Annotated in this window: 16 protein-coding genes; 5 read left to right on the forward strand and 11 right to left on the reverse strand. The window is 32.5% G+C overall.

Annotated elements, in window-relative coordinates:
- Positions 1-436 precede the first annotated feature (436 nt).
- Positions 437-1,471 (reverse strand): M42 family metallopeptidase, encoded by a 1,035-nt coding sequence (locus MHI13_RS13120; RefSeq protein WP_064210064.1) that lies wholly within the window; start codon positions 1,469-1,471, stop codon positions 437-439.
- 153 nt (positions 1,472-1,624) lie between these two features.
- On the opposite strand from MHI13_RS13120, the gene MHI13_RS13125 reads away from it, so the two are divergent.
- Positions 1,625-2,716 (forward strand): prephenate dehydrogenase, encoded by a 1,092-nt coding sequence (locus tag MHI13_RS13125; RefSeq protein ID WP_064210063.1) that lies wholly within the window; start codon positions 1,625-1,627, stop codon positions 2,714-2,716.
- An 80-nt stretch (positions 2,717-2,796) separates the two neighbouring features.
- Here the strand turns inward: MHI13_RS13125 and MHI13_RS13130 are convergent, their stop codons facing one another.
- Positions 2,797-4,059 carry a Y-family DNA polymerase gene (locus MHI13_RS13130; RefSeq protein ID WP_030062726.1) on the reverse strand — a complete coding sequence of 421 codons (1,263 nt, stop codon included), beginning with the start codon at positions 4,057-4,059 and terminating at the stop codon, positions 2,797-2,799.
- A gap of 153 nt (positions 4,060-4,212) precedes the next feature.
- Here MHI13_RS13130 and MHI13_RS13135 point away from each other — a divergent pair, with 153 nt between their 5' ends.
- Positions 4,213-4,398: a 2-hydroxymuconate tautomerase gene (locus tag MHI13_RS13135; protein WP_002433883.1), complete on the forward strand. Its 186-nt coding sequence runs from the start codon at positions 4,213-4,215 to the stop codon at positions 4,396-4,398.
- Positions 4,399-4,494: 96 nt separating this feature from the next.
- Here the strand turns inward: MHI13_RS13135 and MHI13_RS13140 are convergent, their stop codons facing one another.
- Positions 4,495-5,481, reverse strand: a complete 987-nt coding sequence (locus MHI13_RS13140) for an LCP family protein (RefSeq protein ID WP_002433608.1) — start codon at positions 5,479-5,481, stop codon at positions 4,495-4,497.
- 136 nt (positions 5,482-5,617) lie between these two features.
- On the opposite strand from MHI13_RS13140, the gene msrA reads away from it, so the two are divergent.
- Positions 5,618-6,121 carry a peptide-methionine (S)-S-oxide reductase MsrA gene (gene msrA / locus MHI13_RS13145; protein WP_023350318.1) on the forward strand — a complete coding sequence of 168 codons (504 nt, stop codon included), beginning with the start codon at positions 5,618-5,620 and terminating at the stop codon, positions 6,119-6,121.
- A 57-nt stretch (positions 6,122-6,178) separates the two neighbouring features.
- Here the strand turns inward: msrA and mprF are convergent, their stop codons facing one another.
- The 6 genes from mprF to parE all read right to left on the reverse strand — a co-directional run bounded on the left by mprF (position 6,179) and on the right by parE (position 17,421).
- Positions 6,179-8,701, reverse strand: a complete 2,523-nt coding sequence (gene mprF, locus MHI13_RS13150) for a bifunctional lysylphosphatidylglycerol flippase/synthetase MprF (RefSeq protein WP_064210062.1) — start codon at positions 8,699-8,701, stop codon at positions 6,179-6,181.
- Between the two features lie 252 nt (positions 8,702-8,953).
- Positions 8,954-10,168, reverse strand: a complete 1,215-nt coding sequence (locus MHI13_RS13155; protein ID WP_064210061.1) for an AI-2E family transporter — start codon at positions 10,166-10,168, stop codon at positions 8,954-8,956.
- Positions 10,169-10,329: 161 nt separating this feature from the next.
- Complete coding sequence (glcT, locus tag MHI13_RS13160) at positions 10,330-11,178, reverse strand: glucose PTS transporter transcription antiterminator GlcT (protein WP_064210060.1); 849 nt, start codon at positions 11,176-11,178, stop codon at positions 10,330-10,332.
- A gap of 171 nt (positions 11,179-11,349) precedes the next feature.
- Positions 11,350-12,813 (reverse strand): alanine/glycine:cation symporter family protein, encoded by a 1,464-nt coding sequence (locus MHI13_RS13165; protein WP_340761246.1) that lies wholly within the window; start codon positions 12,811-12,813, stop codon positions 11,350-11,352.
- A gap of 214 nt (positions 12,814-13,027) precedes the next feature.
- Positions 13,028-15,430: a DNA topoisomerase IV subunit A gene (gene parC, locus MHI13_RS13170; RefSeq protein ID WP_064210058.1), complete on the reverse strand. Its 2,403-nt coding sequence runs from the start codon at positions 15,428-15,430 to the stop codon at positions 13,028-13,030.
- Positions 15,427-17,421, reverse strand: coding sequence for a DNA topoisomerase IV subunit B (gene parE / locus MHI13_RS13175; protein ID WP_193750985.1), 1,995 nt, complete (start codon positions 17,419-17,421; stop codon positions 15,427-15,429). Before parE ends, parC begins: the two co-directional genes overlap by 4 nt.
- Positions 17,422-17,630: 209 nt before the next feature.
- Here parE and plsY point away from each other — a divergent pair, with 209 nt between their 5' ends.
- Positions 17,631-18,239: a glycerol-3-phosphate 1-O-acyltransferase PlsY gene (plsY, locus tag MHI13_RS13180; protein ID WP_340761248.1), complete on the forward strand. Its 609-nt coding sequence runs from the start codon at positions 17,631-17,633 to the stop codon at positions 18,237-18,239.
- 179 nt (positions 18,240-18,418) lie between these two features.
- Complete coding sequence (locus MHI13_RS13185) at positions 18,419-18,715, forward strand: HesB/YadR/YfhF family protein (RefSeq protein ID WP_064210056.1); 297 nt, start codon at positions 18,419-18,421, stop codon at positions 18,713-18,715.
- 46 nt (positions 18,716-18,761) lie between these two features.
- Here the strand turns inward: MHI13_RS13185 and menI are convergent, their stop codons facing one another.
- On the reverse strand, positions 18,762-19,229 hold the full coding sequence (gene menI, locus MHI13_RS13190; protein WP_064210055.1) for a 1,4-dihydroxy-2-naphthoyl-CoA hydrolase MenI: 468 nt from the start codon (positions 19,227-19,229) through the stop codon (positions 18,762-18,764).
- Between the two features lie 135 nt (positions 19,230-19,364).
- Positions 19,365-22,070: an aconitate hydratase AcnA gene (gene acnA / locus MHI13_RS13195; RefSeq protein ID WP_023350325.1), complete on the reverse strand. Its 2,706-nt coding sequence runs from the start codon at positions 22,068-22,070 to the stop codon at positions 19,365-19,367.
- Positions 22,071-22,141: the final 71 nt, after the last annotated feature.

A 22,141-nucleotide genomic window follows, 5' to 3' on the forward strand; every position in this document is an offset into this window, starting at 1 on the left:
CTGACGCGTGGTACCACCTTAATTAGCCGAATATTCGTAATATTCAAAACTCACTCTTTGTATTTATTTTTTATTTCACAAAACCCAATTTCTTCAAAGTAGGTGTTAGTTTACATCAACCACTAACTTTCTGTTGCTACCTATTCTTTAAATACTACATTTTGCTTAAAAAACACCACAATAACGCTTATCTCGCAATAAGGACGCGTTACCGTGGTGCCACCTTAGTTAACAATTTTATTTGTTCACTTTTAAATTATTTAATTGTAATTTGAAAGCCCAATTCGTTTACTGCATTGTGCTAATTTACATCAACCATTAGCTTTCTTAGTGCTACAACATGCAATAACTACTTATTCATTCAAATTGTCTGATTTTTCTAATTATTCAGTATCATACATATTAATGTTAACTTTGTCAATATAAACTTGATTTTTTATTCATTGATGGGCGACAAACAATAAGCATAAAGTAATTCTTGAGTGGCATTAATCGAATCTAAGTGTGTTCTCTCCATTGCATGTGAGGATTCAATACCTGCTCCAAATAAACCATGACGAATATCAGCTCCTGCTTTTAGAGCTGCTGAAGCATCTGAACTATAATATGGATAAATATCTACTTTGTATGGTATGTCATTAATTTTACAAAGGTTAATTAGATGATTTTTTAGTGCTTTATGGTATGGACCAGATCCATCTTTTGCGCAAATTGAAACAGTATATTCATTAGAAGATTGACCATCCCCTAGCGCTCCCATATCTAAAGCTATAAATTCGACAATATCTTCTGAAATGCTTGAATTTGCACCATACCCTATTTCTTCATTGTTAGAAATATAAAATTGTGTTGTATGTGGTAATTTTGTACCTTCGTTTTTGAGCTTTTTCAAAAGTTCTAGAATCATTCCGACACTCGCTTTATCATCTAGATGTCTAGACTTAATAAATCCTGATTGAGTGATAACTGTTCTAGGATCAAATGATATGAAATCACCTACTTCTATGCCTAAATCTTTTGTTTCTTGAGCATTATGAGTTATTTCATCAATTCTTACTTCCATATGCTCTTTATCTCTTGGAATATTATGGTTATCTTTGTAAACATGTACGCTCGTTTCATGTAGACAAATTGTTCCTGAAAATGTTTGACCGGTTTGGGTTTGAATTTCACAATACTCACCTTCTATAGCATTGAAGTGAAATCCACCTATTAAGTCTAAAGCTAATCTGCCATTTTCTTTAATCTCTTTAACCATTGCCCCTAATGTATCAACATGTGCTGTTATACACCGCTGTTTATTTTCATTTGTACCATCAACAGTAATAAGGAGTCCGCCTTTATTAGTAACTTTTGTATGATAACCTAGATCTTCAACATAGTTTTTGACATAATTAATCGCTTCGTCAGCATTACCAGATGGGCTATTGATTTCAGTTAATGTTTTTATAGTTTCTAAAATTCCGCTCATATTATCCCCCTTTTTCTTAAATCACTTTTTATTTTAAACTAAACCACCTTCTTACTCTAACAATTATAGATTACTATTTTAGAGTATTGCTTACTTTTCTTCTCTCATTTACAATAATACTATTCTGAAAATTTCGAAATAAGGTGATTGTTTATGCAACACATATTATTTGTTGGCCTTGGTCTTATTGGTGGTAGTTTAGCTAGTAATTTAAAATATTATAATTCCGACGTACAAATTATGGCTTATGACGCTAATGAAACACAGTTAGATAAAGCATTGTCCATTGGTATTATTGATAAAAAAATAAATGATTACAAAACTGCAGTTGAAAAAGCTGATGTCATTGTTTATGCAACGCCTGTAGAACAAACAATTAAGTATTTATCAGAACTTCCCAATTATAAAACCAAGCCTCATTTGATAGTGACCGATACCGGAAGCACTAAATCTACTATTCAAACTTTTGAACAACAACTACTAGATAGCTATATTCATTTAGTTGGTGGTCATCCTATGGCAGGAAGTCATAAATCTGGAGTATTAAACTCTAAAAAGCATTTATTTGAAAACGCCTATTACATTCTTGTATTTAATGAAAAAGAAAATCAAGAAGCAGCTCAATATTTACAAAATTTATTCAAGCATACTTTAGCTAAGTTTATTACAACGAATGCTGATGAACATGATTTTGTAACTGGTGTAGTTAGTCATGTCCCTCATATTATCGCATCTAGCTTGGTACACTTGAGTGCCAATCATATAAATCACCATGAATTAGTAGAAAAATTAGCTGCTGGAGGTTTTAGAGATATTACGCGAATTGCCAGTAGTAATGCTCAAATGTGGAAAGATATCACTTTAAATAACCAAACGCATATTTTGTCTTTGTTAAACGAACTAAAAAATCAAATTACAGCATTTGAAAAGATGATAAATTCTAACAATGATGAAAACATTTACGAGTTCTTTGCTAAAGCTAAAAATTATCGTGATCGCCTACCCGCTAAACAACGAGGTGCCCTATCTGTGGCGTATGATCTATATGTAGACATTCCGGATAAACCGGGTATGATAAGCAAAGTTACACATATTTTAAGTTTACATAATATTTCTATAAGCAACCTTAAAATTTTAGAAGTCCGTGAAGATATCTATGGTGCATTGCAAATAAGCTTTAAAAATCCTGAAGATCGAGAACGTGGTATCAAAGCTTTAAAAAATTTCGATACCTATATTGAATAATATAAGTCCCCTAAAGTGTGATGAATAACACATCAATCATCGCTTTAGGGGATTATTTCTAAATTTTTAACGTTAATCACCTACATTTTGTGGCCAGCCATAAGTCCTAATCGACCATGCTTAGTCCCTGCTTCAGTATAAGATGTCGCTTTAGAAACGATACCTCTACCATATTTCAGGTGTAAATGGTCAATTGTTTTAGCTAGTTTTTCATCTCGTTTACGCTCATACTCATCAATAAATAAATTTAACTGTCGATCTTGTTCATCTACAAACTGTGTTAAAGATACACTTAGTGTCCTATACAAAGCATTTTTATCACATAATCGATTCGCAAAATAATTAATCACTTTAAAAATATCTCTTTCTAAATTTGTAGGATCTTCTAAAGTATACTGCTTGTGTACACCTCCATCATCGGCATAACCAAATGAAAAATGTATCGTACGCGCTAATTTTTTCTGTGCTCTTAATCTACTTGCTACATCTTCAATGAGCTCTTGCATGACTACTTTTGATTCCTCAAATCGATAATCTCTCATCAAAATTTGACTTTTACATATTGAAGGATTTGTTACTTTGTATTTTTCTCTTACTTTACTTTGATCAATACCGTTAGCATGTAAATGCATATCTACACCTAAAATACCAAAATCTCTCTTTAAATAGCGATAAGGATATTGTGCTAAATCGCCAATTGTAAATATCCCTCTCTTATTTAATTTCGCTTCAGTACGTTTATTAATACCCCAGAAATCTCTTAACGGTTGAATAGGCCATAACTTATCAGGTACATCTTGATAACGCCATTCTGCAATTCCATCTTCTGTATGCTTTGCTTCTATATCCATTGCTATTTTGCTTAATAACATATTAGAACCTATACCAACAGTGCAATGGATACCTGTCTCTTCCAGTATCTCTTTTTTTAATCGTTCGCAAAACGCATAAACTGTAGAACTAAACCTATGATAACTATCTGTGACATCCATAAAAAATTCATCAATACTATATTGATGTAAGTCTTCAGGTGGTACATAACGTAGTGCAATTTTTGAAATAGCAACAGAAACATTTAAATACTTTCTCATACTTGGGTTAATGATATAAATATCATTTCGGTGTGGTATTTCAAACAATCTAGATCCCGTTTTTATACCTATTTCTTTCAATTTCGGTGTAGCAGCTAACACTACTGACCCCTGCCTTTTCGTATCAGCTACTACTGCTAACTTGGTTTCTAAAGGATCCAAGCCCTTCTCCATACATGACACACTCGCAAAAAAGCTCTTCTGATCAATGCATAATACATCTCTATCCTCTAATAGATTATAGTCATACATAACTATGCCTCCCTTACGAAATCTATTATATACGAACACGTGTTCTTATTCAATACAAACAAGAACGAATGTTCTATTTAATTTAAATCTCTATCGTTAATTTCGTGATATACTAAAGAAGACATTTCTAATTAATTAAGGAGGATGCATGATATGCCAATCGTAAATGTAAAGTTATTAGAAGGACGTACAGATGATCAATTAAAAGATTTAGTGAATGAGGTTACAAATGCAGTAGAAAAAACTACTGGAGCAAACAAAGAGGCCATCCACGTCGTAATCGAAGAAATGAAAAAGAGCCATTACGCCGTTGGTGGAGTAAGAAAATCAGATCAATAAAACGCAAAATCCCTGGAATGAAAGCTATTTACCATAGAAGCTATCATCTCAGGGATTCAATTAATTTATCACTTATTTTTTCTAATCATCTTAGTTTTAATCATCGAAAAAGTCTTGAATTGCTTTTTTATTTTTTTCTTTATCAATTTGAAGCGCACTACCATCATTATTAGTATTAATATCTTGATACGTGTTTTTAACAGGTACAGTTAGTGATTTAACATCTTTATCACCACGAATACCAAAGCTTAATCCAGTTTGGAAAATAGCTGAATTAGGCATATCAGTATTAACGTATCCTCTTAAAATACCTGCAACTTTTGGAAGTTTTGCAACGGTATTAAAATTTACTAACTCTTGTTTTAAAGTTTGCATAACTTGTTGTTGACGGCGAACACGCCCGAAATCTCCTTCAGCATCGTGACGGAATCTCGCATAACCTAATAGCTCTTTACCATTTAATCTATGATGACCTTTTTTCAATGAAACACCTATATTTTCAGACATGTCCTTCTCTACGTCTATAGGTACACCATTAGGTTCAAGTTCATCAACCATTTTCTCAAATCCAGTGAAATCTACTACCGCATAATATTCAGGATTGATGCCTAAATTTTTATTAAGTGTCTTTCTTAGTAACTCAGGTCCACCAAGTGAATAAGCTGCATTAATTTTGTATTTATCATAACCAGGGATATCTGCGTAAATATCTCTCATTACAGACATCATTTTCATTTTTTTATTAATATAGTCGTATTGTACAACCATAATTGAGTCTGTACGAGATTTACCGCTTTGAGCTTTATCTGCTCCAAGTACTAATACAGATATTTTGCCATCATTTTTAACGGCTCCATTAAATTGATGCATCTTTACATCTTTAGCATGCTCTTTCGCATACTTCATACCACTATTATATTGATGAGTGATATAGACAATTATTGAAATAAGAATGATGAGAATGATTAAAATGATAAAAGGTAATTTGCGTAGTCTTTTTTTATTTCGTCGCCTAGAAGGTGTCGATGTTGTGCCAGTGTGACGTCGATACTCTGTTTCTCTATGTTCCTTCTGTTCTGTCATATTTACCTACCTTATATCTTCAAAATTACATATCTATATACTATAATTAATATGTATTAACGTTATATAAAAAGTATTCAAATTGCAAGAGTTTTTTTAATAAATGGTACTAAGGTCCAATGAAAGGATGTCATAAATGAATATTAATACGGCATACTTTGCCGGTGGTTGTTTTTGGTGTATGACCAAACCTTTTGATACATTTGACGGTATCGAAAAAGTAACTTCTGGTTACATGGGGGGACATACAGAGAATCCAACGTATGAAGATGTTAAAAGTGGTAACACTGGTCATTATGAAACAGTAAAAATTGAATATGATGTAGCACTTTTTTCATATCATAAACTATTGGAAATATTTTTTTCAGTAATCGACCCACTAGATGAAGATGGACAGTTTCAAGATAGAGGTTCCCAATATCAAACAGCCATTTTTTACTCTAATGAAGATCAAAAGAAATCTGCCGAATCATATATTGAAGCACTTCAAGATACTTTAAATGCAGACAAAGCAATAGCTACAAAAGTCTTACCCGCTTCAACTTTCTTTGAAGCTGAAGAATACCATCAAGATTTCTATAAAAAGAATCCCGAACGTTACGCTAAAGAACAACAAGATAGAGCGAATTATTATAAATAATGGACAAAAAATAGCGATAGTGCTGAATGTTGCAATTCAGTACTATCGCTATTATTTTTATTTATGTCGAATGACTCTCATCACTTTCAACATACTCTCCCATAGAGAGCTATCTTTACGATAAACTAAAAATCTTGGTTCCCAGTTAGGACTATACTTTTCTTTATAACGTCTTAAACCTTGGAAACGATATAATCCATTAAAATGTTCAAAGACTCGCCCTGCTAAACGTTCTCTTAAATAAGAGTAATGTAAAGTACCAACATTAGAGAGTGTGGCCATTCCCATGTTAAAGGCTTTATATTCTTTTTCCTGACCCCATAACAACATGTGTAAATACAGTCCATCCATTAAAGGTAGATCGAGCTCTGGTAACCATCGAATTAAATCGACAGAAATTGCATCATTAAAGTGCGTAGGCATTAAACTACAGAATGCAATCATCTTACCATGTTCATCTCTCATTACACCTATAGGCGCTTTAGAAAGATATGGTTGTGTAAATTGACCTACAGAGAAGTGCATTTCATTTCTACCATCTAACCATCTATCACTAACATATTTGAGTTCGTTAAAGAAATCTTGTGAAAATGGTGGCTCAATAATTTCAAAAGAAATATTTAAATCATTAAATTTATTGAGTGTAGCTCTAAAGCCACGACGCTTTTTACCTGAAGTAGTGAATGATGTTAAATCAATAATAGCTTCCTCACCTAGTTTGAAAAATTGATTCCCGAAATGATGATATAAAGGCATATAATTATCACTAACTTGATAGAAAATAATGTCGTAACCTCTATATTCTGCATATTGATAGAATGATTCTAACAATGATTCAAACGTATTTGCATCGCCTATAGGATCTCCTAATACAACTAAGGCATTAGATTTATAACGATACATGAGGAATGATTTTTCATTTTCATGGATAAAACAATCTTTATCACCACTATAAACAAGATGGCTCAAGTAATTACCACCATATTCATGAATAATAGCTTCACATATTGATAAATCTGTAATTTGATGAGGACGGTCAAATTTGTAATCAAATAACCATGCAATGAGACCAACCAGAATAATCACAATTAAAATAGTAACCCAGAAGTAATATCTTAATAATGATGTATCTACTTCAATGTGATAAATATCTAATGCGTATAATGTTTCCGCAATTAAAATATGATTTAGATATAAAACAATCACGCTGAGTATAAGCATGAGAACTAATTTTCTAAAACGGAACGGACGCTTAAGCACTTGAGCACGACGATAAGCTAAAACTAATAAAATAAACATGACTACAAGCCAAGTTAACAATAAGAAAGATGCGTAAGTATAAATTGTAGCTCCCGCAATTAAAATAATAGAAATCATCGCATAAATAATCGCACGACGACTCTGTTTAAAAATACCTCTCACATTCAAAATTAATAATAAACAAGCACTCGTATGGATAGATAAAGTTAAATAATAAGCAAAGTGATTTCCATCATATAGTCCATCATAAACAATCGTTAAATTATTAATGAAGAAAATGATGCTAGTTAAAAATATTAATATTGCGAGTGAAAATGAAGGTATTTTAGCTAAAATGTCTTTTTGATAGGACATCAAGAATGATGTAAAGTCCTTAGCAGGAACATAATATTTCGAACCTTCAAGATATTTTTTAGCAGTTGTTCCAAACTCAAATGTAGATAGTATAAGTGCAATAATGACTGGAACAAAGTAATATGCAAATCGATATAGAAGTAATGCTAATAATATTTTTTCTTCTGAAACATCTAAAGATTTAAGTCCTAGTAAAACAACTAAATCGAAGGCACCAAAACCACCAGGAATAAAACTAACTAACCCTGATAACGCCGCGATCACGAAGATGCCGATAAATGTCATAAATGATACATGAATACCTACGATAAGTGCTGCAAAGTAAAGAACAGTAGCTGCTGCCATCCACTCGATACAAGATACGAGTGTACAATACACTCCCATATAACGATTAGATTTATCCGCTGGTTTAGCGACAGTATAAATGATAAATACAGGTAAAAATAGTGCTACAACATATAAAATCCAGCGTACCCATGTAATTTTATCCATCATATGAGAAGCGTTAAAAACGTGTAGAACAACTAATATGGACAAGAGACTAAGTCCAGTGAGCATTGAAATCAAGATAATCGAAATATAATGTACGAGTTTCTTAATATCATCTGTATAATTTTTATAAACGAAGGCTCTGACTCCTGCACCGATAAAGCCACCAAAACCTACGATAGCATTGAGAGCATTGATAATATAACTAACTCTTAATACTTTAGTCACTGACATGTTAAGCTTTAACGATTTCACTAAAATAATGTCATATAGTGACAAAAGAATGAGCGATGCTCCCCCACCTGCAAATAATAAAACAAGCCACAATCTATTTATTTTGCCAAATTGCATCAAAGTGTCTTTAAAATTAATATGAGCTAATTCACGATACAATGTGAAAATGACAAAAATAAATAACGCTGTGGCAAAGATAAATTTCAAAATAGATAATAATTTACTTTTCACTTCTTGCGTCATTTTTTCACTTCAATTCTAATTTAAATCTATTACATGACAAAAATATATCATAAAGAAAGGTTTTATAGAATATATATTGATAGATAAGTACCTAACATTATTGTAATGCTAAAAATATTTCTCTGACTTAGACACATAATTTTAGCTCTCATTTATGGGAAATGTAAGCATAAATGAGAGCTATTTATTGAATATTAACTTAAAACAAAAATATTCAAAAAAAATCCCCTATTCAAGGGGATTCTATAAATATTAATCTGTAATTTCTTCTTCTTGTTTAATACTATAATCTCCAGCATCTTCACCATAGTAACGATTATATCTTCGTTTAAATAGTAAGAATATATGAGATACTAGTACTTTAAGTACCGCATATAATGGAATACCAATAATTACACCCACGACATTCATTAAATTACCAGCACATAGCAAAATGAAGATAATTGTTAATGGATGTATTTTGAGTGTTTTACCCATAACGTTTGGAGAAATAAAGTGCCCTTCAAAGAACTGAACAAGTGTCCAAACGATAACTAATTTAAGTAACATCCAAGGTGATGTGATAATCGCAATTACAATAGCTGGTGAAATTGCAATCGTTGGTCCTAAGTATGGAACAACACTTGTGACTGCTGCAATACTCGCTAATACTAAAGGATATTTAAGACCGATAACTGAATATCCAATTAATAGTAATACACCTATACAGAAAGAAACGATGATTTGACCTTGAATGTAAGAACCTACTTGAACACTCATTTTTTCAAGTAAATCATGAAAATCCTTTCTAAATTTAGGTGGCATAATTTTTGTTGTATAATCTTTAAAACGATGACCATCTTTTAGCATAAAGAATAATATGAATGGCGTCGTTACTATGACAACACCAACATTTGAAACGGCTTCAGCGAAAGATGCAAGCTTAGGCCCAAATCCATCAAAGTACTCTGATAACATCGAAGGAATTTTTTTCTGAGCTGATTCTAACCAGTCATTAACTTGACTCATATAACTAGATAAGAAAGAGTTAGTAGTTATCTTCTCAATTGATTGAGTAATTTTATTTAAATAATGCGGAGAGTTTTTAATTAATCCTTCAATTTGTGAACCAATGATAGGAATAAGTAAATTAACAATTAATGTAATGATTCCCACAACTGCTACATAAATAATCGTAATACCTAACAGTCTTGGAATTCGATAACGCTCCATTAAGTTAACTAATGGATTAAATAGATAGAATAAGATTAATGAAACAATAATAGGTGCAGCAATTGTATTAAATATAATAATAAATGGTTCAAATACATAGGAAACTTTATCGAAAATAAAGATTACAATACCTAATAAAACAAGTGCAACTAAACCATATATAAGATCATTGCCACCTAAAAATCTCATAAATCTTGTTTCAGAAAAACTAAATATATGTTTTTTCTTTTCACTAGATTTATTTTCGTTTGACATCAAGATCACCATACCTCACATTTATAAATCAAATAAAATTATGATTTAAAATAATTTAGACTCATAAACAAAATATTTAAAAATACAATATTTATGATAACACAAAATGAATAAAGTTAATCATTTTTACCCAAACACAATCGAATAATAAACGTTACATATTATTCAATTTTAATTTGAGCTTCAAAATGGTGTATATGTATCGCAAGATATACAATTTCGGACTCATTGATAATTACTTCAAACTGACGTTGTATCATTTTTAAAATTTTATAAGCCGTATTAAAACATTGTGGATAAAGATTTTTAACCATTAAGATAAAATTGTCTTGCGCATCCACATTTTCCCCTTTAGTTAATCTATATATTAAAAACTGTATATGTCTGATAAAACGTTGGTATTGCGTTGTTGTTTTATCAATTTCATGATTAAGATCTGTTTCAATAATCGTCATACTTTTATTAATTAATTTATTGATAACTGATATATCATGTATTGATAAATCTTCAGAATTAGAAGCAATATGTAAAGCTATAAAACCAATTTCATCTTCAGGGAATCGAACATCTAACGTCTGATTCAATTTATCAATGACACGCTTAGCAATTTGATATGCATCACTATATAGATGTTGCGTCTCTATTGCAAATGGGTTAGAAATAACTTGATTCTGCTTAAGTCTTTTATATGCAAAGATAATGTGATCTGTAAGAGCAACAACTAAGCTTTTATCATCAGTTCGAATCGAGGTCTCAGAAATCATATTGACCGATTCGATAACAGCTTGGACAACATGGTCTTCCCCCATCTCGACCAACGTTTTATAATGTTCTTTCTGCTGTTGCTGTTCTAATTTATATACTTTCTCAATTGAAGCATTCTCATCAAGCATCATTCCCACTTTTTTATTAAAACCAATACCCTTGCCAATTAACACAACTTCATGATTATTACTTTTACATATGAGGACGTTGTTATTTAGTGTTTTCGTTATTTCGTAATTCCCCATTATAATCACCTTTCTCTTATCATTAGTAAGATTATAATTCTATTTTTTAAAAATGAAAAGCGAGTTACTAAAGTGTTGATATTTACATTCATACTAACGAATATAAATCATGTAATTTAAAAAAAGACGACTTGAGAGGCAATCTTGCGTCAAGTCGTTACTCTAACTATATTATTTATCATTACGTGGTATTTTAGCTTGAGATCCCCAAGATTCAATACCAAATAAATTAATTTCTAGATTTTCAGGTTTAAATACAGGTTTCTTACCTTCTTTACGTTGCTGTTGATAATCTTTCATTACAGCGAAAGCGATATTGGACAATCCTATAATAGATATAATATTAACTATGGCCATTAGACCCATAAATAAGTCTGCAGTACTCCAAACTGTTTCAGTTTTTGCAACTGCTCCAATGAATACTAACACAACTACTAAACATCTAAATACAAACAAAATGGCTTTGTTTTTAGATAAGAACTCAATATTTGATTGTCCGTAATAATAGTTACCTACAACTGATGAAAAAGCAAATAAAGTTATAGCCACTGTTAAGAAAATACCACCTGCTGAACCTAAATGTTCATTTAAAGCTGATTGAGTTACAGCTACACCTTGAGGTGCACTTTCACCAAATTTTAATCCAGAGTATAGAAGAATCATGATAGCTGTTGCTGTACAAACTAACATAGTATCAAAGAATACTCCTAGTGACTGTATTAAACCTTGTTTAACAGGGTGTGGGACAGCAGCAGTAGCTGCAGCATTAGGTGCAGAACCCATACCTGCTTCATTTGAGAATAAGCCACGTTTAATACCTTGAAGAATCGCTGCACCAACAGCACCACCAGTCACTTGTTGTAAACCGAAAGCACTTTTAATGATAGTACCAATCATTGGAACTATTTGATCTATATTTAATAACAAGATAACTAAAACCATTCCTATGTAAATGATTGCCATAATAGGTACTATAAGTGATGATAATGTTGCGATGCTTCTTACGCCACCAAAAATAATAATTGCAGTAATTACAGCTAATATAATACCAGTGATAACTGGGCTAACATGATATTGTGTGTTTAATGACTCTGCAATTGTATTAGATTGAACAGTATTAAATACAAATGCAAATGTGATGGTGATTAATGTTGCGAATACGATACCTAACCATTTCTGGTTGAGACCCTTAGTAATATAGTATGCTGGTCCCCCACGGAAACCACCTTCTTTATCATGCACTTTATATACTTGAGCTAATGTTGCTTCCATAAATGCACTAGCCGCACCAATAAAAGCTATAATCCACATCCAAAATACTGCACCAGGTCCACCTAATACAATAGCTGTAGATACTCCGGCAATATTACCAGTACCTACACGAGATCCAGCACTAATAGCAAATGCTTGGAAAGGCGAAATACCTTTTTTACCACTACTTAGCGTTTCAGGTTTCTCAGTGAGCGCTCTAAACATTTCAGGTAACATTCTTAATTGAACAAATTTAGAACTTATAGTAAAGAAAAAGCCTGCAGTTAATAAAAGTCCAATTAGATATTGCGACCAAATCAAATCATTCCCGACCTGAACAAAAGATTTAAACCAGCCAGGAATCAAATTATCGAAATCTTGCAAATTGAATCCCTCTCATCTTAATAAATTTATTCTCTTTAACGCATCAAGAGATTTATGTTCCCATTTAGAATCTAAAAACTTAATAAATATACTAATTTAAATCATTAAGTCCTATTTTGATTCTTTTAAATAGACATAAATCCCTTGCGCTTACTTTAGTTAATATTATTAAACTTTATTTTATCATTTAATGCTATGGTTGCATATACTTAATTTACTCTAAGGTCATGCTTACTACTTGACCAAAATCATCGACATCTATAATAAATGAACCATTTGTGTATTGTTCTGAGAGATGCACTTCATTAATATTACCAGATTCTTCGTGATTGTTAGAGAAAACCGTATAAGTTTCTTGTCCTTCTTTAACCACTGCAGCATCAACAATACGATGTGGGTTTTTCTTAAGTTCTTTCAATAAGGTAATACCACGTTGTGCACGTTTAGCGACTTGTAAAACTTTATAACTAATACGTTTAATAGCACCACGTTGCGTTATCATTAAGATAGAATCTGAGTCAGAAACGCTCTCTGTCATTACAACATAATCTTCATCTTTAAGGTTAATTGATTTAACTCCTGCAGCTCTTAAACCTGTATCAGATAACTCACTAGTTGAGTAAGTAAGCGACATACCTTTATGTGTAAGTACTGTTATTAATTGATCAGATTCTAATCGTATCACGTTGACAATTTCATCATGGTCCTTCACTTTCATACCTACAAGTGGCTTATTAAATCTTGTAGTTTTAAATTGACTAACACTACTTTTCTTAATCATACCGTTTTTAGTTGCCATGACATAGAATGCATCATGGTTAAAGTCCTTTTCATTATAAACATCAACCACTTGTTCATCCTCATCTATAGGAACAATCTGTGAAACGTGTTGACCGAGTTCCTTCCAACGTATATCTGCTAACTTATGTACTGGAATAAACAGGTAGCGCCCTTTATTAGTAAACACTAAGACAGTATCTTGAGTATTCACTTCTTGATATTTTAATAAACGATCTCCATCTTTTAAGCCAATTTCAGTAACACCGCTTGCATTGAAACTACGCGTAGATGTGCGTTTGATATAGCCATGATGTGAAACACTTAAAATCACTTCCTCACTAGGAACCATGACTTCTTTATCAATTTTTATTTCAGAAATTTCAGCTTCAATTGTTGATAAACGATCCACTTTAAATTTTTTCTTAATTTCATTAAGTTCGTCTTTAATCACACTTAATAGTGCATCATGATCATCTAAAATATTTCTTAATTTTTTAATTAAAGCTTCTAATTCAGCGTGTTCTTCTTCTAATGCTACAATATCAGTATTTGTTAATCTATACAGTTGTAACATTACAATAGCTTCAGCTTGTGCTTCAGTGAAATCAAATTCAGCAACTAAGTTATCTTTTGCATCTTTTTTATTTTTTGAATTACGGATTAAAGTTATGACTTCATCTAAGATAGATAGTGCTTTCATTAAACCTTCAACAATATGCATACGTTTTTCCGCATGATCTAAATCATAACGTGTTCTATTAGTTACGACTTCAATTTGGTGGTTTAAATAGCTTTCAATAATTTCACGTAATCCCATTAATTTAGGTCGACCATCGCTAATAGCAACCATGTTAAAATTATAAGAAATTTGAAGATCAGAATTTTTGTATAAATAATTCTTAATTGATTCACTATTAACATCTTTCTTTAGTTCAATTGCGATACGTAAGCCAGTTCTATCTGTCTCATCACGTACTTCCACAATGCCATCAACTTTTTTGTCAGCTCGTAATTCATCAATACGTTTAACTAAACTACTTTTATTCACTTCATATGGAATTTCTGTAATGATAAGTTGCTTACGTCCACTTCTTAATTCTTCTTCATCGACTCTTGAACGTACAACTATTTTACCTTTACCAGTTTCGTAAGCTTTCTTTATACCATCAATACCTTGAATAATTCCCCCAGTAGGAAAATCAGGTCCTTTAATATGTTTCATTAACTGATTTACAGTAATATCAGGGTTATCGATGTATTTTAAAGTAGCTTGAATAACTTCTGCTAAATTGTGTGGTGGAATATCAGTCGCATATCCTGAAGATATACCTGTAGAACCATTTACTAAAAGATTAGGGAATCTTGACGGTAAAACCATTGGCTCTAAAGTAGTGTCATCATAGTTTGGTATGAAGGCTACTGTTTCCTTATTTATATCTCTTAGTAACTCTTCAGACAATTGACTTAACTTAGCCTCTGTATAACGCATAGCAGCTGGTGGATCATTATCAATACTACCATTATTACCGTGCATCTCGATAAGTACGTGTCGAAGTTTCCAATCTTGACTTAGACGCACCATAGCATCATATACGGAAGAATCACCATGAGGATGATATTGTCCAATAACGTCACCGACTGTTTTAGCACTTTTACGGAAATTCTTTTCAAATGTATTACCGCTTGAATACATAGCGAATAAAATTCTTCGTTGTACTGGTTTTAATCCATCACGTACATCTGGTAATGCACGTTCTTGAATGATGTACTTACTATAACGTCCGAAGCGGTCACCGATAACATCTTCAAGGGATAGGTCTTGAATTATCTCACTCAATTCGTTTCCTCCTCAATATATTCTTCGTTTTCAAGAACTTGAACTTCTTTATTATCTAAAATGCTTTGATCTTCTTGCATACCAAATTCAACATGGCTTTCGATCCATTCACGACGTGGTGCAACTTTATCACCCATTAGTGTAGTTACACGTTTAGAAGAACGTACTTCATCTTCAACTTGAACACGAATTAATGTACGAGTCTCAGGATTCATCGTTGTCTCCCATAATTGCTCAGGATTCATTTCACCTAAACCTTTATAACGTTGCAACGTAAATCCTTTACCAAGTTCCTTTTGTAATTTTTCTAATTCATCATCTGTCCATGCATATTCAACTTTCTTAGTTTTACCTTTGCCTTTTTCTAATTTATAGAGGGGAGGTAATGCGATAAAGACACGACCAGCTTGTACTAATGGTTTCATATATTTAAAGAAGAACGTTAATAATAATACTTGAATGTGCGCACCATCAGTATCGGCATCGGTCATTATAATCACGCGATTATAGTTACTATCTTCTATTTTGAAGTCGTTACCAACACCTGCTCCAATAGTATGAATAATTGTGTTGATTTCTTCATTTTTAAAGATATCTTCTAGACGTGCTTTTTCAGTATTAATAACTTTACCTCGAAGTGGTAAGATTGCTTGGAATTTACGATCACGACCTAGTTTGGCAGATCCACCTGCTGAGTCACCCTCCACAAGATATAGTTCATTTTTATCTGTATTTTTACTTTGTGCAGGAGTTAATTTACCTGATAACAAAGTATCTTTACGTTTATTCTTTTTACCAGAGCGCGCATCTTCACGAGCTTTGCGTGCTGCTTCACGAGCTTGTTGTGCTTTAATTGCTTTTTTAACTAAAGATTTAGATAATTGGCCTTTTTCTTCTAAATAGAAAGGCAACTTTTCAGAAACTACTGAATCAACAGCACTTCTCGCTTCAGAAGTACCTAGTTTAGATTTAGTTTGCCCTTCAAATTGAAGTAACTCCTCTGGGATACGAACAGAAATAATTGCAGTGAGTCCTTCTCTTATATCATTACCATCTAAATTTTTGTCTTTATCTTTTAATTCATTAATTCTACGCGCATAATCGTTAAACACACGTGTCATAGCAGTTTTAAAACCTACTTCGTGTGTACCGCCATCTTTAGTACGAACGTTATTTACAAAACTTAAAATACTTTCAGAATATTGATCATTATATTGGAAAGCCACTTCAACTTCGATATTATTCGCTAACCCTGAAAATGTAGTAACATCATGAAGTACTTCCTTACCTTCGTTAACATAGCTTACAAATTCTTTAATACCTTCTTCATAATGGTAAACTTCTTCACGCTCTTTACCACTACGCAAATCATTAAGCGTAATTTTTAAATTCTTCAATAAGAAAGCCGATTCTTGTAAGCGTTCACTTAAAACATCAAAGTTAAAGGACGTTGTGGCCTTAAAAATTTCAGGGTCAGGTTTAAATGTAACTTTTGTACCTGTCTTTTTAGTTTTCCCTTTTTTATTAAGTCCTGTTGCTGGTATACCACCGTCTTTAAAACTTTGAGTGTAAATATTACCATCTCTATGTATCTCAACTTCTAACCATTCACTTAATGCATTAACTACAGATGCACCAACACCATGAAGTCCTCCAGAAGTTTTATAACCACCTTGGCCAAATTTCCCACCGGCATGTAATACTGTGAAAATTACTTCAACAGTTGGTTTACCAGACGCATGGATACCCGTTGGCATACCTCGACCGTTATCTTCAATTGAAATACTGTCATCTTGATTAATTGTTACAGTGATTTCATCACCATAACCGTTTAAAACTTCATCGACGGAGTTATCGACAACTTCATATACGAGATGATGTAATCCGCGTTTATCAGTTGACCCTATGTACATCCCAGGTCTTTTTCTAACAGCTTCAAGGCCTTCAAGTACCTGAATAGAATCATCTGAATAAGTATTTTGTTTATTCACTGCCAATGATTTCGCCCTCCTACAAACGTACGTTCGTTTTTAAAACTATACAATAGTTATTCTTATATAAATTGACTTAAATTGCAAGTATCATTTATACAATCAAATTGTTTTGATTGCTTTATTCCAATAATTTGAATTATGAATGTTCTAATCGAATATGAATATGGTAGAATGAAGCTAAGTCACTAAAGGATGTGTAAGTTTTTATGATGATTGTCGTCATGTTAGTTTTAAGTTATCTTATTGGCGCATTTCCAAGTGGATTAGTCATTGGTAAATTATTTTTCAAAAAAGATATTAGACAGTATGGCAGTGGCAATACTGGAGCAACAAATAGCTTTCGTGTTTTAGGGAGGCCAGCTGGTTTCGTAGTTACATTTTTAGATATCTTCAAAGGATTTATAACGGTCTTTTTCCCATTATGGTTCCCTGTTCATGCTGATGGCATAATCAGTACATTCTTTACGAATGGATTGATAGTAGGATTATTTGCAATTTTGGGACATGTATATCCTATTTATCTTAAATTTAATGGTGGGAAGGCAGTTGCTACTAGTACAGGTGTCGTATTAGGTGTAAATCCTTTACTACTACTCGTTTTAGCAATTATATTCTTTGGAATATTAAAGATATTTAAATATGTTTCTTTATCAAGTATTATTGCTGCAATTTGTTGCGTCATAGGCTCGGTCATTATTCATGACTATATATTATTGGGAATGAGTGCACTAGTATCAATCATACTAATCATTCGTCATAGAACTAACATTGTTAGAATTTTCAAAGGTGAAGAGCCTAAAATTAAATGGATGTAACTTAAAATTATTCTTTACGCTAGAAGTTAATGACTTCTAGTGTTTTTTATAATCAATTTATCAACTCTGATTAAAGTGAATCAGTATAAATGTAGCAGTTATATTAATTGTGCTATAATGCGTATACCTTTAACATAGCAATAAACTTTAAATGCTAATTAAAATTGGAGGTATAAAAATTGGATATCGAACTAACTAAAGAGGCAGTTGAATGGTTCAAAGATGAACTTGATTTACCTGAAGAAAATAAAGTACTTCAATTTTATGTAAGATATGGTGGCGAATTTCAACTCAAACAAGGCTTTAGCCCCGCTTTTAGTGTAGATAGAAGAGATGATGTAGAAATAGGCTTTGAACAAAGCTATGATGGTTTAAATGTTGTCGTAGCGGAAAAGGATTTATGGTACTTCAAAGATGATGTAATACTAGTAGATGTCGTCGATCATGAAGATGAAATCTCATATACTAAAAAATAAAATAACCCGCTTTTGACTGATTCAGAAGCGGGTTATTTTAAGTCATTTATAGGTTGTTAATGCCGTCTGTTACTTCAGCTTCTTTTCCTTCTTTATTCAGTTCAGCAACTTTGCTATAAGTAGCATGCCAATCAGGGAAGTAACGATCTAAACGTATAGGTCGAAAGTTATCAGCTTTCATACATATTAATTCTGTTGAACCAGTTGTGGCTAATTCCCCTTTTTCGTTATAAACCTCATAACAATATAAAGAACGCAATCTTGAGTATTTCTCAACCCAAGTTTTGATAGTTACTTTTTCAGGATAAAAAATTGACTTCTTATATTTAATATTTAAATCAGTAACTGGTGATATAATACCTGTCTTCTCCATATCAGCATAACTAAAACCAAGTTTTCTTATGTAATCCGTACGCGCGACTTCAAACCATGTGGCATAATTCCCATGATATATAACTCCCATTTTATCTGTTTCCTGATATCTTGCTTCTATTTCTGTCAAACTATAAATCATAAACTTTAGTCCTTCTTTCAACTCATCATTTCTGTTTTTAACTTAAGGATAACACAAAGAAGCCGTGCCAACACAAATGTTAGCACGGCAATTGTTTAACTTAATTTAACTTTAACGCTAGTTAGCATTAAATGATTATTGAGCTAATTTATTTCTTAATACCATTTGTAAGATACCACCATGACGATAGTAATCTAATTCAACTAATGAGTCGAAACGTACAATTACTTCAAATTCTACTACTTCGCCATTTTCTTTTTTAGCTTTAACTTTAACTAAATCATGTGGTTGAACATCTTCAGAAATTTCAACTGATATTTCTTCTTTACCATCTAAACCTAATGACTCTGCAGAATCACCTTGTTGGAATTGTAATGGTAGTACACCCATCATTACTAAGTTAGAGCGGTGAATACGTTCATAACTTTGAGCGATAACAGTTTTAACTCCTAATAAGTTTGTACCTTTTGCTGCCCAGTCACGAGATGATCCCATACCATAGTCATTACCAGCTAAAACAGCTAATCCTGTGCCATCTTCTTTATATTTCATAGCAGCATCATAAATTGGCATGATTTCTTCAGTTGGCCAATAAGTAGTGAAGCCACCTTCAGTTCCTGGAGCTAATTGGTTTTTAATACGAATATTAGCAAATGTACCACGTACCATTACTTCATGGTTACCACGACGAGATCCATAAGAGTTAAAGTCACGGATTGGAACATTATGATCTAATAAATATTTACCTGCTGGTGTATCTTTACCAATAGCACCTGCTGGAGAGATATGGTCAGTTGTTACTGAATCACCGAATTTACCCATTACGCGTAAATCTTTAAGTGGTTCAATAGTTCCAGGCTCTTTAGATAAACCTTGGAAGAATGTTGGGTTTTGAATATATGTTGAGTTTGGATCGAAATCATATAAAGGTTCATCAGTAACGTCGATTTCATTCCACATTTCATTATTGTTGTAAACATTTTTATATTCTTCTAAGAATAATTCTGGTGTTACAACACTATCAACAGTATCTGAAACTTCTTTAATTGAAGGCCAAATATCTTGTAGATATACATCTTCACCATCTTTACCTTTTCCGATAGGTTCGTTTTGTAAATCAATATCTACAGTACCAGCTAATGCATAAGCAACAACTAATTGTGGTGAAGCTAAGTAGTTAGCTTTAACTAATGGATGAATACGACCTTCAAAGTTACGGTTACCAGATAAAACTGAAGTAACTAATAAATCTTCATCAGCAACTGCTTTTTCAATTTCAGGTAATAATGGACCAGAGTTACCGATACAAGTTGTACAACCGTAACCTACTAAGTTAAATCCTAAGTCATCTAAGTATTCTTGCAATCCAGAGTCTCTTAAATAACCTGTTACAACTTTAGAACCTGGAGCTAATGAAGTTTTAACAAACTCAGGAACTTTAAGTCCTTTTTCAACCGCTTTCTTAGCAACTAAACCTGCACCTAACATAACGTAAGGGTTAGATGTGTTAGTACAAGATGTAATCGCAGCGATAGCAATGTCACCAGTTTTCATAGTAGATGTAGAGCCATCATTAAACTTAATTTCAGCTTTTTTATCAAATTCGCTCTTATCAAGACCGTGGCCTTGGTTACCAGCTGGTGCTGTAACTGATTTTTCAAATTCAGTTTTCATATCACTTAAGAAAATTAAGTCTTGAGGACGTTTTGGACCAGATAATGAAGCTTCAACTGTAGATAAATCTAAGTCAATAACATCAGTATATTCTGGATCTTCTTTTTCAACGTCGAAGAACATATTGTTTTGTTGTAAGTATTCTTTTACAAGTGCAATATGATCATCTTTACGTCCAGTTAATTTCATGTATTTAAGTGATTCTTCATCAACAGGGAAGAAACCACAAGTTGCACCATATTCTGGAGCCATATTCGCGATTGTAGCACGGTCAGCTAAAGGTAAGTGTTGAACACCTGGACCAAAGAATTCTACGAATTTACCAACAACACCTTTTTTACGTAATTCTTCAGTTACACGTAAAGCGAGGTCAGTTGCTGTTGAACCTTGAGGTAATGAGTTAGTTAAACGGACACCGATAACTTCTGGAATTGGGAAATAAGATGGTTGACCTAACATTCCAGCTTCAGCTTCGATACCACCTACACCCCAGCCTAATACACCAATACCATTAATCATAGTAGTGTGAGAGTCAGTACCTACTAAAGTATCTGGGAAAGCAGTTTGTTCACCATCAACGTCGCGAACATGTACAACATTTGCTAAGTACTCTAAGTTAACTTGGTGTACGATACCAGTTGCTGGAGGTACAGCGTTATAGTTGTCAAAAGCTTTAGTAGCCCAGTTTAAGAATTGGTAACGTTCATAGTTACGTTCAAATTCTAATTTCATATTTCGTTCTAATGCATCAGGATTCGCATAGCTATCTACTTGAACTGAGTGGTCAATGACTAAATCAACTGGCACTTCAGGGTTAATTTTATTGATGTCTCCGCCTACATCATTCATTGCTTTACGTAATGATGCTAAGTCTACGACTGCAGGTACACCTGTGAAGTCTTGTAAAATAACTCGTGATGGTTTGAATGGTACTTCACCTTCATTACCATCTTTACCAAATTCACTTAACGCTTTAATGTGATCATCAGTAATTACAAAATCATCTTCTTGTCGTAATACAGACTCGAGTAAAACACGAATTGAGTAAGGTAATTTAGAAATTTTAGTTAAACCTTGTTCTTCTAATGTCTTCAAATCATAGTAAGTGTATGATTGGCCATTTAATTGGAATTGTTTCTTTGCTTGTTCTTTAATATTAGAAGCCATTTGTTATCCCCCTTGATATTTCTATATATTTATATGCCGTTAATTAAATTGTATTATTATATGTTTATCAA

The sequence above is a fragment of the Staphylococcus sp. FSL K6-0223 genome, from assembly GCF_038008285.1.